This is a genomic window from Curvibacter microcysteis (genome assembly GCF_028649455.1).
GTDB lineage: Bacteria > Pseudomonadota > Gammaproteobacteria > Burkholderiales > Burkholderiaceae_C > Curvibacter > Curvibacter microcysteis.
On sequence record NZ_JAQSIO010000003.1, the window covers coordinates 389,205 to 404,833 of the forward strand.

Annotated in this window: 10 protein-coding genes; 5 read left to right on the forward strand and 5 right to left on the reverse strand. The window is 64.9% G+C overall.

Annotation, left to right across the window (positions count from 1 at the left end; translation table 11 throughout):
• Positions 1–36: 36 nt before the first annotated feature.
• From PSQ39_RS10415 to gabT, 3 genes are all read right to left on the reverse strand, one after another.
• On the reverse strand, positions 37–1,068 hold the full coding sequence (locus PSQ39_RS10415) for an ABC transporter substrate-binding protein (RefSeq protein ID WP_273926702.1): 1,032 nt from the start codon (positions 1,066–1,068) through the stop codon (positions 37–39).
• Between the two features lie 88 nt (positions 1,069–1,156).
• On the reverse strand, positions 1,157–2,245 hold the full coding sequence (locus tag PSQ39_RS10420) for an ABC transporter ATP-binding protein (RefSeq protein ID WP_273926703.1): 1,089 nt from the start codon (positions 2,243–2,245) through the stop codon (positions 1,157–1,159).
• Between the two features lie 38 nt (positions 2,246–2,283).
• Positions 2,284–3,579 carry a 4-aminobutyrate--2-oxoglutarate transaminase gene (gene gabT / locus PSQ39_RS10425; protein WP_273926704.1) on the reverse strand — a complete coding sequence of 432 codons (1,296 nt, stop codon included), beginning with the start codon at positions 3,577–3,579 and terminating at the stop codon, positions 2,284–2,286.
• Positions 3,580–3,750: 171 nt separating this feature from the next.
• Between gabT and PSQ39_RS10430 the strand changes: the two genes are divergently transcribed.
• From PSQ39_RS10430 to PSQ39_RS10445, 4 genes are all read left to right on the forward strand, one after another.
• The gene (locus PSQ39_RS10430) at positions 3,751–5,169 is read left to right on the forward strand and encodes an aminotransferase-like domain-containing protein (protein ID WP_273926705.1); all 1,419 of its coding nucleotides are present in this window, start codon (positions 3,751–3,753) and stop codon (positions 5,167–5,169) included.
• 126 nt (positions 5,170–5,295) lie between these two features.
• Positions 5,296–7,920: an alanine--tRNA ligase gene (gene alaS, locus PSQ39_RS10435; RefSeq protein ID WP_273926706.1), complete on the forward strand. Its 2,625-nt coding sequence runs from the start codon at positions 5,296–5,298 to the stop codon at positions 7,918–7,920.
• Between the two features lie 244 nt (positions 7,921–8,164).
• Positions 8,165–9,256, forward strand: a complete 1,092-nt coding sequence (locus PSQ39_RS10440) for an ABC transporter substrate-binding protein (protein ID WP_273926707.1) — start codon at positions 8,165–8,167, stop codon at positions 9,254–9,256.
• A gap of 9 nt (positions 9,257–9,265) precedes the next feature.
• Entirely contained in the window at positions 9,266–10,510 is a 1,245-nt protein-coding gene (locus PSQ39_RS10445) for a sensor domain-containing diguanylate cyclase (protein WP_273926708.1), read from the forward strand.
• A 41-nt stretch (positions 10,511–10,551) separates the two neighbouring features.
• On the opposite strand, the gene PSQ39_RS10450 is transcribed toward PSQ39_RS10445, so the two are convergent.
• The gene (locus PSQ39_RS10450) at positions 10,552–11,322 is read right to left on the reverse strand and encodes a class II aldolase/adducin family protein (RefSeq protein WP_273926709.1); all 771 of its coding nucleotides are present in this window, start codon (positions 11,320–11,322) and stop codon (positions 10,552–10,554) included.
• A gap of 178 nt (positions 11,323–11,500) precedes the next feature.
• On the opposite strand from PSQ39_RS10450, the gene PSQ39_RS10455 reads away from it, so the two are divergent.
• Positions 11,501–14,509: a bifunctional diguanylate cyclase/phosphodiesterase gene (locus tag PSQ39_RS10455; protein ID WP_273926710.1), complete on the forward strand. Its 3,009-nt coding sequence runs from the start codon at positions 11,501–11,503 to the stop codon at positions 14,507–14,509.
• Positions 14,510–14,557: 48 nt separating this feature from the next.
• Here PSQ39_RS10455 and PSQ39_RS10460 read toward each other — a convergent pair whose 3' ends face one another.
• A complete protein-coding gene (locus PSQ39_RS10460) occupies positions 14,558–15,571 on the reverse strand; it encodes a GGDEF domain-containing protein (RefSeq protein WP_273926711.1) in 1,014 nt (337 codons plus the stop codon).
• Positions 15,572–15,629 lie beyond the last annotated feature (58 nt).

A 15,629-nucleotide genomic window follows, 5' to 3' on the forward strand; every position in this document is an offset into this window, starting at 1 on the left:
CCGTCTTCTACTCAGGGTCGGTCAGGTGGGCGGGGCTTACTGGGTGGCCCAGGCGGCGAAACGCTTCTCCAGCGCCTCACCCTGGTCGGCCCAGAAGCTCACGTTGAACTGCAGGGCTTCCTTGGCGTTGCTGGCCGAGGTCGGCAGGTCGTCGAGCACCTTCTTGTCGAGCTTGGCCAGGGCCTTGGTGTTGGTCGGGCCGTAGGCGATGTTCTGGGCGTACACGGCCTGGTTGTTGGCTTGGGTGCCGAAGGCCAGGAACTTCATGGCCAGGTCCTTGTTCGGGGCGCCCTTGGGGATGACCCAGTAGTCCAGGTCGTAAATGCCGCCCGGCCAGTAGATCTTCAGGTTGCGGCCTTCGCGGTTGGCGGCGTCGATGCGGCCGTTGTAGACCGTGCTCAGCACCACGTCGCCCGCGACCAGGAACTGCGGCGCCTGGGCACCGGCTTCCCACCACTGGATGTTGGGTTTGAGTTCGGTCAGCTTCTTGAAGGCGCGGTCAGCGCCTTCCTTGGTGGCCAGCACCTTGTAGACGTCAGCGGGCTTGACGCCATCGGCGATCAGCGCGAACTCGAGGTTGTAGCGGGCGCCCTTGCGCATGCCGCGCTTGCCCGGGATCTTCTTGGTGTCAAAGAAGTCGGCCCAGCTGTTCGGGGCGGTCTTGAGCTTGTCGCCGTTGTAGGCCATGACGGTGGACCACACGAACACGCCCACACCGCACTCGGTGACGGCCGCGGGCAGGAAGTCCGCCTTGTCGCCGATCTTGCTGTAGTCGAGCTTCTCGAACAGGCCTTCATCGCAGCCGCGCACCGCGTCGGGCGATTCGACTTCCACCACGTCCCAGGTCACTTTCTTGGTCTCGACCATGGCCTTGATCTTGGCCTGTTCGCCGTTGTATTCGACAGCCACCACCTTGGTGCCCGTCTTCTCGAAGGGCTCGTAGTACGCCTTCTTCTGGGCGTTGGCATTGGCACCGCCAAAGTTGACGATGGTCAGTTGCTGCTGCGCAAAGCTGGGCAGCGCCACACAGGCGGCCAGGGCGGCGCAGGTGATCAGGCTCTTTTTCATGGCACGGGTTCCTTGAGGTTGGGAGAGAAAAAATCGACTTACAACAAACACAGGGGAAGGGGCGAGCGCGTCGGGCGGCGCGCTCGGCTCAAACGGCATACAAACGGGTGGAGGGCGCTTCGAACACCAGACGCACCGCCTCGCCCGCTTGCGGGTGGGGGTTGCTGTCGGCGCGGGTCAGCGGCACCTTGACGGTGGCTTCGGCCTGGCCAGCGCCCAGCGCGCACAACAGGCGCAGGTGGTCACCGTAGTAGATGGCGCGGGCCACGCGGGCGTCCAGGGCATTGGCCGGGGTGGGGCCGCTGGCCGCTTGCAAGGCGATGCGCTCGGGGCGCACACAGGCTTCCACGCGGGCACCGGCGGCGGCCTGGTTGACGTTCACGCCTTGCAGGCATTGGCCGTCGGGCAGTCGCAGGGTGTCACGGCCTTCCAGCGTGCCTTGCAGCACCGTGCTGTCGCCCACAAAGCCCGCCACAAAGCGGTTGGCCGGGGTTTCGTACAAGGCCTCGGGCGAGGCCAGGTGCTGGATCACGCCTTCGTTGAAGACGGCCACGCGGTCGCTCATGGTCAGGGCTTCGCCTTGGTCGTGGGTCACGTAGACAAAGGTCACGCCGAGCTGGCGGTGCAGCTCCTTGAGTTCGATCTGCATGTGCTCGCGCAGCTGCTTGTCCAGCGCGCCCAGGGGCTCGTCCATCAGCACCAGCTGCGGCTCGAACACCAGGGCGCGGGCCAGGGCCACGCGCTGCTGCTGGCCGCCCGACAGCCGGGTGGGCAAGCGGTCGGCCATGCCCCCCAAGCGCACCATGTCCAGGGCCTTGGCGACGCGACGGGCCTGCTCGTCCTTGGGCACTTTGCGCACGGTCAGCGGGTAGGCCACGTTCTGCCCCACGGTGAGGTGGGGAAACAGCGCGTAGTTCTGAAACACCATGCCGAAGTTGCGCTTGTGGGGCGGCGTGCCGGTGATCTGGCGACCATCGAGCAGGATGTCGCCCGCGGTGGGCGACTCGAACCCGGCCAGCATCATCAGCGTCGTGGTTTTGCCCGAACCGGACGGGCCCAGCAGGCTGAGAAACTCGCCGCGCTGGATGTCCAGGTTCAGATCGCGCACCACCAGCTGTTCGCCGTCGTAGGTTTTTTGCACGCCAGTGAAGCGCACCAAGGGTTCTGCGTGAGACATGTTGTTCTGGTTTGGCGGGGGAGGTGGGCGTTGGCAGCTCAGCGCGCGGCGGCGAAGCTGTCGGCCAGGATGGCCAGGCCTTCGTCAAGAAGGGCGTCGGAAGCGGTCAGGGGCACCAGGATGCGGATCACGTTGCCGTAGGTACCGCAGGACAGCAGCACCAGGCCCCGTTGGGCGGCTTCGGTCACCACGCGCTTGGTCAGGGCCGCGTCGGGTCGCAGGCCTTCGCCACCTTCTTCAAACAGCTCGATGGCGACCATGGCACCCAGACCGCGCACATCACCAATGGCAGGGACCTTGGTGGCCAGTGCTTGCAAGCTTTGGACCAGGTGTTGGCCCATGGCCTGGCTGCGGGCCAGCAGTTGTTCCTCTTCAAACACCTTCAACACGGCCAGGGCGGCGGCGCAAGCCACCGGGCTGCCCGCGTAGGTGCCGCCCAGGCCGCCCGCTGCGGGGGCGTCGATCACCTCGGCGCGGCCCACCACGCCCGACAGCGGGAAGCCGCCGGCCATCGACTTGGCGGTGGTGATCAGGTCGGGTGCCACGGGCCATTGTTCGCAGGCAAACCAGGTGCCGGTGCGGCCGGCGCCGGTCTGCACTTCGTCGGCGATCAGCAAGATGCCGTAACGGTCGGCCAGGGCCTTGAGGCCGCTGATGAATTCAGCCGGCGCCACATAGAAACCGCCTTCGCCTTGCACCGGCTCGACGATGAAGGCCGCCACGCGCTCGGGCTCGATGTCGTTCTTGAAGATCAGTTCCACCGAGTGCAGGGCGTCGGCCACGCTGACCCCGTGCAGGGCATTGGGGAACAGGGCGTGGTAGACCTCGCCGGGGAAGGGGCCGAAGCCGATCTTGTAGGGCGCGACCTTGCCGGTCAGGCCGAGGGTCAGGTTGGTGCGGCCGTGGTAGCCGCCGGTGAAGGCGATGACGCCGGGGCGCTTGGTGTAGGCGCGGGCGATCTTGATGGCGTTTTCCACGGCTTCGGCGCCGGTGGTCAGCAGCAGGCTCTTCTTGGCAAAGGCGCCCGGGGCCAGGGTGTTGAGGCGTTCGCACACTTCGACGTAGGGCTCATAGGCCACGACTTGGAAGCAGGTGTGGGTGTAGAGGTCGAGCTGGGCCTTGACGGCCTCGATGATCTCGGGGTGCAGGTGGCCCGTGTTGAGCACGGCAATGCCGCCGGCGAAGTCGATGTACCGGCGGCCTTCGACGTCCCAGAACTCGGCGTTCAGCGCTTTCTGGATGAAGATTTCGTGCGACTGACCCACGCCTCGGGCCACGGCGGCTTGGCGGCGGGTGAGGAGGGCGGCGTTGGTGAAATGGCGTTCGTTTTGCATGGTGTGCACCGGGCGTTGAAGGAATGGATGGACTGTAAAAAGCCCGCCACCCGCCGTCCATGTACACCGCCACGAGAATTTCCACACACTGTGCAGGTCTAAAATCCTGTACAGGGTTTCCCTGATTTGGTGCGTCCGGCGCCAGCGCACTTCGTTCTTTTTCCTTCCCAGATGCTCACACTCAGCCCTGAACTCCAGACTCCCTTGGTCAGCCAGATCGTGGACGGCCTGCGGGGCCTGATTGCCGGCCAGGTGCTCAAACCCGGCAGCAAGCTGCCTTCCATCCGCGCTTTTGCGGTCACCCACGGCGTCAGCGTGTTCACCGTGGTCGAGGCCTATGACCGCCTGGTGGCCCAGGGTTGGCTGGTGTCGCGCGCCAATGCGGGCTTTTTCGTCAAGCGCCGCGATGAGGGCGGGCCCTTGGTGGGCGCGGCCTCGGTGGCGCGTGAGGCGCCCCGTTTTGATGCACGCTGGTACCTCAAGCAGATTTTTGAGAACCGCAACCTGCCGCTCAAGCCGGGTTGTGGCTGGTTGCCACACGATTGGTTGTTTGGCGATGCTGTGCGGCGCAGCATGCGGCAGCTTTCCAACGAGGGGCCCGAACTCGACGGCTATGGCCTGCCCTCGGGCCACATGGCGCTGCGCATGATGATTGCGGAGTCGCTGGCCGAGCACCAGATCGCCGTCGAAGCCGAGCAGGTGCTGCTGACCCATGGCTCCAGCCAGGCGCTGGACCTGGTGGCGCGGCGGGTGCTGAAGCCCGGCGATGCCGTGCTGGTCGACGACCCCGGCTACCCCAATTTGCTGTTCATGCTGCACTTTGTGGGTGCGCGCCCGATCGGCGTGCCGCGCACGCCCACGGGTTACGACCTGGTGGCGCTGGAGGCCTTGATCCTTGAACACAAGCCCAAGGCTTTTTTCACCCAGCCTCGGCTGCAAAGCCCCACCTGCTCGATGGCCTCGGCGGCCCACCTGCACCGCCTGCTGCAATTGGCGGAGCAGCATGACTTCCTGCTGGTCGAGAACGACCTCTACGCCGACATGGATGCCAGCTCGCGGCCGTCCCTGGCCAGCCTGGATCAATTACACCGCGTCATCTACATCGGCAGCTATTCCAAAACCATTTCACCCAACCTGCGCGTGGGCTACCTGCTGGCGCGGCCTGATTTGCTGGCCGAGCTGGTGCAGCTCAAGATGATCGCCGGCCTGACCTCCTCGGACATTGCCGAGCGGGTGACCTTTGGCGTCATCACCGATGGGCGCTGGCGCAAGCACCTCAAGTCCTTGCGCGATCGCCTGGCCGAGGCGCACCGCCGGGTCGGCCGGCGCCTGGACAGCCTGGGTTTTGAGCTCTTTCACGAACCCGAGGCGGGCATGTACCTGTGGGCGCGCCACCCCGACCTGCCCGACAGCGCTGAGCTGTCCCAACTGGGCACGCAGGAGGGCATCATGCTCGGCCCGGGCCAGTTGTTTTTGGTCGAACCGCGCCCCACGGGCTGGTTGCGCTTCAACGTCGCCTTCAGCGAGGACGAGCGCCTGTGGCGCTTTCTGGCCCAGCGCATCGAGCAAGGCCAGCAGCTCGCCCAGTGAGGCGGCGCCAAATCCTATAATCCGGGGTTTGGCCCGACCGGCCTCAGGCCGGGTGCACAGGGCACGACCGGGGCGGTTGGCGTCCCGAGCCGCCCCTCTCATCCCAGAACGATCCGTTGGCACCTCATGAGCACACCTAACATCACCGTCGCGCAGATCCGCAAGACCTTCCTCGACTTCTTTGCCTCCAAGGGCCACACCGTGGTGGCGTCGAGCTCGCTGGTGCCGGGCAACGACCCGACGCTGATGTTCACCAACTCCGGCATGGTGCAGTTCAAGGACGTGTTCCTGGGCACCGACAAGCGCCCCTACGTGCGCGCGGCCTCGGTGCAGGCCTGCCTGCGTGCCGGTGGCAAGCACAACGACCTGGAGAACGTGGGCTACACCGCGCGCCACCACACCTTCTTTGAAATGCTGGGCAACTGGAGCTTTGGCGACTACTTCAAGCGCGAGTCGCTGAAGTGGGCCTGGGAGCTGCTGACCGAGGTCTACAAGCTGCCCGCGGACAAGCTCTGGGCCACGGTCTACATCGATGACGACGAGGCCTACGACATCTGGACGAAGGAAATCGGCCTGCCGCCCGAGCGCGTGGTGCGCATTGGCGACAACAAGGGCGCCAAGTACGCCTCCGACAACTTCTGGATGATGGCCGACACCGGCCCTTGCGGCCCTTGCTCGGAAATCTTCTACGACCACGGCCCCGAAATCGCTGGCGGCCCCCCGGGCAGCCCCGATCAGGACGGCGACCGCTACATCGAGATCTGGAACAACGTGTTCATGCAGTTCGACATGCAGCCCGATGGCTCGGTCAAGCCGCTGCCCGCGCCCTGCGTGGACACCGGCATGGGCCTGGAGCGCCTGGCCGCCATCCTGCAGCACGTGCACAGCAATTACGAAATCGACATCTTTGATGCCCTGATCAAGGCCGCTTCGCGCGAAACCGGCGAACAAGACCTGGGCAACAAGAGCCTGCGCGTGATCGCCGACCACATCCGCGCCACCGCCTTCCTGGTGAGCGACGGCGTGATCCCGTCCAACGAAGGCCGCGGCTATGTGCAGCGCCGCATCGTGCGCCGAGCCATCCGCCACGGCTACAAGCTGGGCCAGAAGACCCCGTTCTTCCACAAGCTGGTGAAGGACCTGGTCGTGCTGATGGGCGAGGCTTACCCCAAGCTGCGCGAAGACGAAAAGCGCATCACCGAGGTGCTGAAGGCCGAAGAAGAGCGCTTCTTTGAAACCCTGGCCAATGGCATGGAGATCCTCGACGCGGCCCTCGCCGACGGCGGCAAGACCCTGCCGGGCGAAGTGGCCTTCAAGCTGCACGACACCTATGGCTTCCCGCTCGACCTGTCAGCCGACGTCTGCCGCGAGCGCGATGTGGCCGTTGACGAAGACGGCTTCAAGGTCGCCATGGACAAGCAAAAGGCGCAGGCCCGCGCCGCCGGCAAGTTCAAGATGGACCGCGCCCTCGAATACACCGGCGCTGGCAACACCTTCGTGGGCTACGAGCAGCTCGAAGCCCCGGCCAAGATCGTCGCCCTGTACGTGGACGGCACGCCGGCCGCCGAACTGAAGGCCGGCCAGACCGGCGTGGTGGTGCTCGACACCACCCCGTTCTACGCTGAAAGCGGCGGCCAAGTGGGCGACGAAGGCTGGATCCGCAGTGGCTCGGCCAGCTTCGCGGTGGGCGACACGCTCAAGATCAAGGCCGATGTGTTTGGCCACCACGGCACGCTGGAAGCGGGCACGCTGAACGTGGGTGACACCGTGACGGCGGCCGTCAACACCACGGTGCGCGCCGCCACCATGCGCAACCACTCGGTCACCCACATCATGCACAAGGCCTTGCGCGAAGTGCTGGGTGACCACGTGCAGCAAAAGGGCTCGCTGGTGAATGCCGAGCGCACCCGTTTCGACTTCGCGCACAACGCCGCCGTCACCGACGCGCAGATCCGTGAGATCGAGGCCCGCGTCAACGCCGAAATCTTCGCCAACTCGCCGACCCAGGCGCGGGTGATGGACATCGAATCGGCCCAGAAGACCGGCGCCATGATGCTGTTCGGCGAGAAGTACGGCGAAACCGTGCGGGTGCTCGACATCGGCAGCAGCCGCGAACTGTGTGGCGGCACCCACGTGCAGCGCACCGGTGACATCGGCCTGTTCAAGGTGGTGGGCGAGGGCGGTGTGGCCGCTGGCGTGCGCCGCATCGAAGCCGTCACGGGCGCCAACGCGCTGGCGTACCTGCAAAACCTGGAAGACACGGTCAACCAGGCCGCCGGCACGCTGAAGGCCCCGACCGCCGAGCTGCAAGGCCGCATCAGCCAGGTGCTGGAGCAGGTCAAGACGCTGGAGAAGGAAGTCGCCGCGCTCAAGGGCAAGCTGGCTTCGTCGCAAGGCGATGAACTGGTGGGCCAGGCCGTGGAGGTCAAGGGCATCAAGGTGCTGGCCGCCTTGCTGGACGGCGCCGACGCCAAGACGCTGCGCGACACCCTGGACAAGCTCAAGGACAAGCTCAAGACCGCCGCCATCGTGCTGGCCGCTGTCGACGGCGGCAAGGTGCAGCTGGCCGCAGGTGTGACCGCTGACAGCATTGGCAAGGTCAAGGCCGGCGAGCTGGTCAACTTTGTGGCCAGCCAAGTGGGTGGCAAGGGCGGTGGCAAGCCCGACATGGCCATGGCTGGCGGCACCGACCCGTCCGGTCTGGCCAAGGCCCTGGCTTCGGTGCCGGCCTGGGTCGCCGACCGCGCCTGAGCCTGAACCCACTGCGTCCGGCCCTTTGGGCTGGACGGCGGTGGGGGGCAGGTCCCCCGGCACCGGCTTGGGTCCCAGCGCCACATGGTGACCTGAGCCCCTCGCTTAGGGGTTTTTCTGCGGACCTCAGGCGCAGCCAAGGCATTGATAATGCCTTTCATGCTCTTGTCCAATGCCTTTGATCCTGCCGGCGCGCCATGGATGTGGATGCCCGCTGCGGGGGCTCGCTGAACCTGTCCCACCTATGTTGCAACGCCTGGCCTTGTTTTTGATCGCCGCCCTCCTGTCCTGGCCTGCCCAGGCGGTGTCGGTGGCCTTCATCAACCCTGGTCGATCCTCCGAGGCGTTTTGGCTGGCGGCTTCCAATGCGATGGCCCAGGCCTCGCAGAGTCTGGGCATTCGCCTCGAAGTGCTCTACGCCGAGCGCGAGCACCTGCGCGGGCTGGAGCTGGTCAAAGCCCTGGTGGCCCGGCCGCCGGCCGAGCGGCCCGATTACCTCCTGTTTTCCAATGACTACGGCACGGCTCCTGAAATGTTGCGCCTGGTCGACGGCTCGGGCATCCGGGTGCTTTTGGTCTTCAGCTCCATTCACGGGGCGGATCAGCGCCAGGTGGGCCGGCCGCGCGAGAAGTACCCCTTCTGGTTGGGCTCGCTGGAGCCCGATGCCGAGGAGGCGGGCTACCTGACGGCCAAATCCCTGATCGAAAAAGGACGGCAAGCGCGGCTGCAAGGCGCGGATGGTCTGCTGCATTTGCTGGCATTGGCGGGGGACCGATCCACCCCGAGTTCAGCCGCCCGCAATTCCGGCTTGCAGCGGGCTCTGGCCGAGGCGCCCGATGTGGTTTTGGATCAACTGGTCTACGCCAACTGGAATCTGGACAAGGCGGCCGAGAAGACCCGCTGGCTGATCCGCCGTCACCCCGAGGCCCGGCTGCTGTGGTCGGGCAGCGATCAAATCGCGTTTGGTGCCATGAAGGCCTGGCGCGAACGGGGTGGCACCCCTGGCCGTGACGGCTTGTTCAGTGGCGTGAACACCTCGACCCAAGCCATGGAGGCCATTCAGCGCGGTGAACTCAGCGCCTTGGCAGGTGGCCATTTTCTGGCGGGGGCCTGGGGACTGGTCATGGTTCACGACCACGCCCGGGGGCGTGACTTCAGCGAGGAAGGCCTGGATTTGGTGCGCCCGATGTTCACCCTGTTCAACCCGGAGCGCGCCCGTTATTTTGTGCAGCGCTTTGGCGGCGCGCAGCTGCCGCTGGACTTTCGCCAGTACAGCAAGGCCCTGAATCCCCGTGTGCAGCGCTATCAATTTGATGTCGCGGTGCTGTTACGCTAGCAAGCATTCATGTTTCAGAACCGATCTCGTTTTCGCTCCATCGCGGCCACGCTGATCCAGCGCATCGTGTGGCTGGCGGGGGGGTGCTTGCTGGTCATGCTGGTGTTGCAGGGCTGGTTGACCTTCCGCGAGACCCAACTGCGCATGGACCATGCCCTGGCCGAAATTGCAGACAACAGCCTGCCCATGTTGTCGGTGTCACTGTGGGACATCGAGCCCGAGGTGGTGCAGCGCCAGGTCAACTGGTTGGCCAGCCTGCCCGAGATTGGGCGCGTGCGCGTGTTGGCCAGCACCGGGCAGACTTTCGAAGCCGGTGCGTTGGCCATGGATTTGCGGGGCGAGCCCCTGCGCACCCTGGAGATCCCGGCTCCGCAGGGCGTCAAGCCGGTGGGGCGTTTGGAGTTGTGGGTCGAGCCTGGCTACCAAGCTGAGCAGGTGCTGCACGACACCCTGGGCATCGTGGCAGGCTATGTGTTGTTCACGGTGCTGCTGTGCCTCTTGGTGGGCTGGATGCTGCGCCGTGACCTGCAGCGACCGATGCAGCAAATTGCACGCTTCGCCGCGGAGCTCAAGCCGCAAGAGCTGTCGCGCCCCTTGTTGCTGGAACGCCCGCCGCGCGACCACCAAGATGAGATCGATTTGGTCACCCAGGGTTTTGCGCAGTTGCAAAGCGATCTGCGCAGCCACATTGCCAACCTGGACCAGATGGTGGCTGAGCGCACCCAGCAGCTGGAGCGCCTGATCGAGGAAGTCCATCGCCTGTCCATCACCGACGCTCTGACCGGCTGCTACAACCGCCGTGTGATTGAGGAGCGCCTGCCCGCTGAAATCGAACGCTCGCGCCGCTATGCCCGACCTTTGTCGGTGATTTTTGTCGACATCGACCACTTCAAGACCATCAACGATGGCCTGGGGCATGCCGCGGGGGATTCGGTGTTGCGCGATGTCGGCGCCCTGTTGCTGGGGCAGTTGCGCACGCCGGTGGACTGGGTAGCCCGCTACGGCGGTGAGGAGTTTTTGATTGTGCTGCCCGAAAGCGACTTGGACCACGCCTCGCGCGCGGCCAACCGCTTGCGCGAAATGATCGAGGCCCAGCCCGTGCATGTCGAAGGCCGTCTGGTGCCCATGACGGCCAGTTTTGGCGTGGCCCAGTGTGGTCCCGACGAGGGTGTGGCCGACTTGCTGGCCCGTGCCGACGCCATGCTCTACCACGCCAAGACCGAAGGTCGCAACCGGGTGTCGGTCAGCGGCTGAGGCGGGGCCCAGCCAGCAGGCCTGGGCCTGGGCCCTGAAGCTCAATCCTTGTAGCTGGGGTCCAGCCGCTCCAGCTTGCGCAGCAAGGACGGCCACACAAAAGCGCCCCCAATGCCGCCGGTCTGCACCTTCATGGCGTGCGCCACGCCGTTGAGGATGTTGGGGTCCACCTGCACCAAGTCCAGCCCACCCGCCAGCGCGTCGACCTGGATGCGGCAGGTGTTCTCAAACGTGTACATGGACAAAAAGGCCTCGGCAATGCCTCGCCCCACGGTCAGCAAGCCATGGTTGCGCAGCACCAGGTAGTTGGCTTTGCCCAGGTCGGCTTGCAGGCGGGCCTTCTCGTCGTCGCGGATGGCCACGCCCTCGTAGTCATGGTAGGCCAGCGAGCTCAGCACAAAGGTGGACTGCTGGCTGATGGGCAGGATGCCGGTTTTTTGCGCGCTGACGGCAATGCCGGCACGGGTGTGGGTGTGCAGCACGCAGCCCGCTTCAGGCCGAGCTTCGTGCACGGCGCTGTGGATGACAAAGCCGGCCGGGTTGACCGGGAACGGGCTCTCATGGAGCTTGTTGCACTGCATGTCGACCTTCACCAGGCTGGACGCCGTGATTTCATCGAACATCAAGCCGTAGGGGTTGATCAGGAACTGGTGCTCATCACCCGAGACGGAGTGCGGCAGCTTGGCGCTGATGTGGGTGAAGACCAGGTCGCTCCAGCCGTAGGCAGCGACCAGGCGGTAGCAGGCCGCGAGGTCGACCCGCAGCTGCCATTCTTCGGCGCTGACCTGGTTCTTGAGCGAGGGGATGTTCATGGTGTCTGTCTCCGGTTTGATGGGGGGCTGATTGCGGCCCTGGCGCATCTTGCCCGAGGCCGGGCAGGGCGCATGTCAAGGACTTGACAGCCGGGCTGGCTTGGCCGTTTCTTGACTGGGATCAACAGGCGATTCAAGGGCGTTTCTAGAATCGGCCCAGCCCGACCCACCCCATCTGATGCTCCGTTCCTTGATCTCTCGCCGGTTGTTGTTTTTAGCCCTGGCCTTGACACTGCTGATTGCGGGTTTGTCGGCCTACTTGGCACGCGCCGACTTCCAGGCGACCTGGGACCGGGCTGATGAACGCGATGCCCATTTGCTGATCCACGTGGGCCAACAACTCGACCGCCTGTTCTCGGCCGCTGACAGTACGTTGCAGGGGCTGCAAAGCGATCTGCACGACCCGCTGGTGCAGAGCGCCTCCCCTGTCTTGCGCCACCGCTTGTTGTTTGGGCGTCTGCAAGACCGGCCCGCCCTGGGCTCCCTGCAGGTGATGGACCGATTCGGCCTGGTGAAGGAAGAGGCGGCCAGTCTGAACTCTGCCCCTGGCGAGGTGGACGAGCGCGACTACTTCCGTGCTCAGCGTGACGCCAATGAAGATGCCCTGTTCGTGAGCGGGCCTTACCTGTCCAAGGTGACGGGGCAACGCGAGCTGGGTCTGAGTCGCCGCCTCAATGGGGGCCAAGGTCAGTTCCAGGGCGTGGTGCTGGGGACGCTCAACCAGGCTTATTTGCAGAACCTGATCGAAGGGCTGGAGTTGGAGCACGGGGCTGCGCTGTGGCTGGAGCGCCGGGATGGCACCTGGCTGGCGGGGGCACCTCGGCCTGCCGAGGCCACTGAGTGGCTCCCGCAGCTCTCCGAGCTGTCCGGCCCTGGGCACCTGCGCCTGCCGGCGGCGCGCGGCCTGCCGACGCGGGTGATCAGTTACCTCAATGTGCAGGATTGGCCGCTGCGGCTGGTGTTGGCCCGCAGCCGGGGGTCCATCGAGGCGGCCTGGTGGCAACGCACGGCCGGCATTGCCGGGGTGACCCTGATGCTGATGATCGGCTGCCTGGGCATGGCCGCTTTGTTTGAGCGTGAACTGCGACGCCGCCAGCGGGTGTCCCTGCAGCTGAGCCACGCTGAAGGGCATTTGCGCACCATCCTCAACCACCTGCCATCCCTGGTCAGCTACTGGGACCGGGATTGGCGCAATTTGTTTGCCAACCATTTGCATCGGGACTGGTTTGGCCTGCTGCCGGAGTTCATGCGTGGTGAGCGCTTGCCTGATCTGCTGGGCGCGACCATGACCCGCCGCTATGGCTACCACCTGGAACAGGCTTTGTTGGGCCGGGCCCAGACTTTTGAGTGGCCGGTCCAGGGGCCGGATCACGTGCCGCGCACCTTGCTGGTGTCACTGGCCCCCGACCTGCGCGCGGGCGAGGTGGCAGGGGTGTTTGCGCAAATTGTGGACATCAGCGAACGCAAGCAGGCCGAGGCCCAGGTGTTTGAGGAGAAGGAGCGCTTTCGCGTCACCCTCAGCTCCATTGGTGACGCCGTGATCACGGTGGATGTGCACGGTCGGGTCACCTACCTCAACCCGGTGGCAGAACTGATGACCGGATGGCGCAATGACCTGGCCCAAGGTTTGGCGGTGGAGCGGGTGATGCCCATCGTGCACTCCCAGGACGGCAGCCCGGTGCGCAGCCCGGTCCGGGTGGCGCTGGAGCTCCAAAAGACCGTCGGTCTGGCCACCGAAAGCGCTCTCGTGCGCCTGGATGGCCAGCGCTTTGACATCGAGGACTCGGCCGCCCCCATCACGGACCGGCATGGCGACATCATTGGCGCGGTGATGGTCTTCCACGACATCTCGGAGATGCGCTCCATGGCCATCCGCATGGCCCACCTGGCACAGCACGATGCGCTCACAGGCCTGCCCAACCGCTTGCTCCTGCACGACCGGGCCCAGCACGCGATTGACATGGCGCAGCGTGATGGGCGTCAGGTGGCGGTGATGTACCTGGACCTGGACCGCTTCAAGACGGTCAACGACTCGCTGGGACACGAGGCCGGTGACCGCTTGCTGGTGGAGTTCTCGCGGCGCCTGTCCACCGCCATCCGCAACACCGACATCCTGAGTCGCCAGGGCGGCGACGAGTTTGTGGTGCTGCAAACCGGGCTCAGCGACCCAGCCCAGGCCGGGCAGTTGGCTCAGAAATTGTTGCGCCTGTGCGCTGCGCCCTTCATGCTCCACGGCCACGAGCTCAATGTGTCGGCCTCGATCGGCATCAGCCTTTACCCCGGCGATGGTGAGAGTTTTGACGAGTTGGCCAAGCATGCCGACGCCGCGCTGTACGCGGCCAAGAGCGCTGGGCGCAACCGCTTCCATTTCTTCACCCGGGCCTTGGGGGTGGCAGCGCAGGAGCGCTTGCAGCAAGAGCAGGCGCTGAAGTCGGCCCTGCAAAACCAAGAAATCTATGTGGAGTACCAGCCCAAGGTGGACTTCAGCAGCGATGAGCTGGTCGGGGTGGAAGCCCTGGTGCGCTGGCGCCGCAATGGGCAGGTGGTGTCGCCCGCCCAATTCATTCCCGTGGCTGAAGACAGCGGCCAGATTGTGGAGATCGGCCGCCATGTGCTGCGCACCGCTTGCCGTGATGCCTGTGAGGTGCTGGTGGGGCCTTTGTTCTCGGTGCCGGTGGCGGTGAATGTGTCGATTCGTCAACTGACGGATCCCGGCTTCATTGGGGACTTGAAGGCGGCCCTGGCCGAGAGCGGTCTGCCAGGTCACGCGTTGGAGATCGAGGTCACCGAGAGCGTCCTGATGCAAAACATGGAGGCCGCCGCCGAGGTGCTGGGCAAGATCAAGGCGCTGGGCGTGCGCATTGCCATTGACGACTTCGGCACCGGCTATTCCAGCCTGGCTTACCTGGCCTCCTTGCCTGTGGATGTGCTGAAGATCGACAAGTTCTTTGTCGACGCCTACGCGACCCACCCCAAGAACATGGCGGTGATCACCGCCATCATCGACCTGGCCCAGCATTTGCGACTGGACGTCATCGCGGAAGGGGTGGAGACCCGCAGCCAGGCCGACTTTTTGCTGGCCCATGGCTGCCGTTGCATGCAGGGCTTTTACTTCAGTCGCCCCTTGTCCCTGGCCGCCTTGCAAGAGTACGCCAAGCGCATGCAAACCGAGTTGCTGCGCGCCTGAGGGGGGCGCTGGCCGCGGGCACGGGCCAGCCGCCCAGCTGCGCCAGACTCAGAACAGTTCGACGTCCTCGGCCACCACCGTTTGGGTGGCCAATTCACCGCTGTTGACCAGCTCGTCGTAGTGGCAGACCTGGTTGCGACCATGCTCTTTGGCGTAATACAGCGCCTGGTCCGCGTGGCCCAGGATCTCCACGGCCGTGCCGCGCTGGGTGCTGACAAAGCCCAGGCTGACGGTGACCTGTCCCACCTGTGGAAAAGCGTGTGACTCCACCGAGGCCCGGAAGCGGTTGAAGATCTGGCGTGCGGTCTCCAACGTGGCCGAGCGCAGCAAGATGACGAATTCTTCGCCGCCAAAGCGGAAGATGCGATCCTGCGCGCGGAAGGACGAGCGCAGCAAATTGGCCATCAGGATCAGCACTTCGTCCCCGTAAAGGTGGCCAAAGCGGTCGTTGACTTGCTTGAAGTGGTCGATGTCCACGACTGCCAGCCAGTGCTGCGGCGCATCGGCCGGGGTGGCGGTCCCGGCCGAGCCGGTGGCGCCAGGGCGGGCAAACTCCGCATCAAAGGTTTTGCGGTTGAACAAGCCCGTCAGGGCGTCGCGCTCGCTGTAATCGAGCAGGCTTTGGTAGTTGCGGTAAACATGAAAAATGCCATGGATGACATTGAGCATGTCTTGGCTGAGCGGCTTGTCATTGCGCAACTCCAGGCAGGCCACCACCTTTTCGTGCAACCACACGGGCAACCACAACTCGGTCTCTCCCGCCTCGCCTTGGGTCTCAAGGTTGCTCAGGTGCTTTTGAATGCACTCACCGAGCGCCGGGTAGGCGGCCAGCGGCAGCCGGGGCAGGTCGGCGTGTTCAGACTCTTCGATGGAGTGCAGCTTGCCATCCTGAATCCAGGCCTTGGGTCGGACGTGGGTTTCCTCGCCAATGCTGACCACCTCCAAGGCGCGAATTTCCTTCACTTCGCCCAGCTGGTGCAGGGCTGAGATGACGGAAATTTCCAAGCGTGCATGATCACGGTGACCCGTGATTTCAACCAGATGCTGCAGTAAAGGCTTCATTGTCAGAACCGCTTTGCGCTGTGATCAACCGAGCTCTCATCCATCCGTGCAGGCAATG